This is a genomic window from Candidatus Magnetaquicoccus inordinatus (genome assembly GCF_004217665.1).
GTDB classification, from domain to species: Bacteria; Pseudomonadota; Magnetococcia; order Magnetococcales; family Magnetaquicoccaceae; genus Magnetaquicoccus; species Magnetaquicoccus inordinatus.
On the sequence record NZ_RXIU01000502.1, the window covers coordinates 1 to 1,138 of the forward strand.

Annotated in this window: 1 protein-coding gene; it reads left to right on the top strand. The window is 55.9% G+C overall.

Annotated elements, in window-relative coordinates; translation table 11 throughout:
* Nucleotides 1-873: bifunctional hydroxymethylpyrimidine kinase/phosphomethylpyrimidine kinase (gene thiD / locus EJP87_RS16850; protein WP_227657746.1), on the top strand; the 873-nt coding region annotated here is incomplete at its 5' end.
* Nucleotides 874-1,138: the final 265 nt, after the last annotated feature.

Genomic DNA, 1,138 nt, shown 5'->3' on the forward strand with positions numbered 1-1,138 from the left:
TTGGGAGGGCGGACGCCCGACATGCACAGTTTCGCTTGTAGCAACAGTGAGGAGATTGGCAAATGCGATTGCCCTGACCAGAAATGTACTCTGCCATCTGTTCTGTTGACGGTAGCCGGTTCTGACCCGACTGCGGGTGCAGGTTTGCAGGCGGATCTGAAAACGGTGACCGCTTTGGGAGGATATGGCGTAACAGCAGTCACTGCGATTACCGTTCAGGATACCCGACAGGTCTATCGGGTGGTGCCTGTGCCGGGAGAGCTGGTTGCCCAGCAGATGCGCGCTTGCTTGAACGAATTACCGGTGCAGGGTATCAAACTGGGCATGCTGGCTACCCAGGAGATTGTTATGGCAGTTGCTGCCGTTTTGGCAGAGTGGCCCACTATTCCAGTGGTTGCGGATCCGGTCTTGGCGGGTACGGGTGGGGGAACGTTGTTGGATGCCGGGGGAAGGGTAGCGTTGTTGCAACATCTTTTGCCTCGCATCACCCTGTTGACACCCAATGTGCCAGAGGCTGCGGCTTTGACTGGACGTTCCATCACCTCTGCTGATCAACGGGAAGCAGCACTTCGCCAGTTGGCAGAGATCTCTGGGCAATCGGTATTGTTGACCGGAGGCCATGTAGCAGGAGAAGAGGTGACTGACCTGTTATGGGATAAAGGGCAACTGCACACATTTACCCATTCCCGCATCAGCGGTGGACCATTTCATGGCACGGGATGCACCTTGGCCTCAGCCATTGCCCTGGGTTTGGCACAAGGAAAAAGCATGCCAGAAGCGGTGCAGAGGGCCCAACAGTGGGTCAGACGCACCATGTTGGAGAGTTTGGCCTTAGGCAAAGGACAACGTCTGCTGCACGTGCAGCAAAAATAGTGTTGCAGGAAAAGTAACTATTCAGGTTCATGCTGGCTCGCCAGCTCTACCCCCATGGGGATGCTGTGCGAATTGGCGCAAAAAAACACGCCAATCCGCACAGCTTGCTTCCATTAGGCGCGCCGCGCCGACGCAAAAAGCGCGTCGGCTTGTTGTGAAAGGCGCGCCAAAGGCAAAAGATTAAAAACAAAATCCCAGGGATTCCATCCCTGGACCCGGCCAGGGAGGTGCCCTCCCTGGACCCGCAGTTGTTTTGTATGGTGAA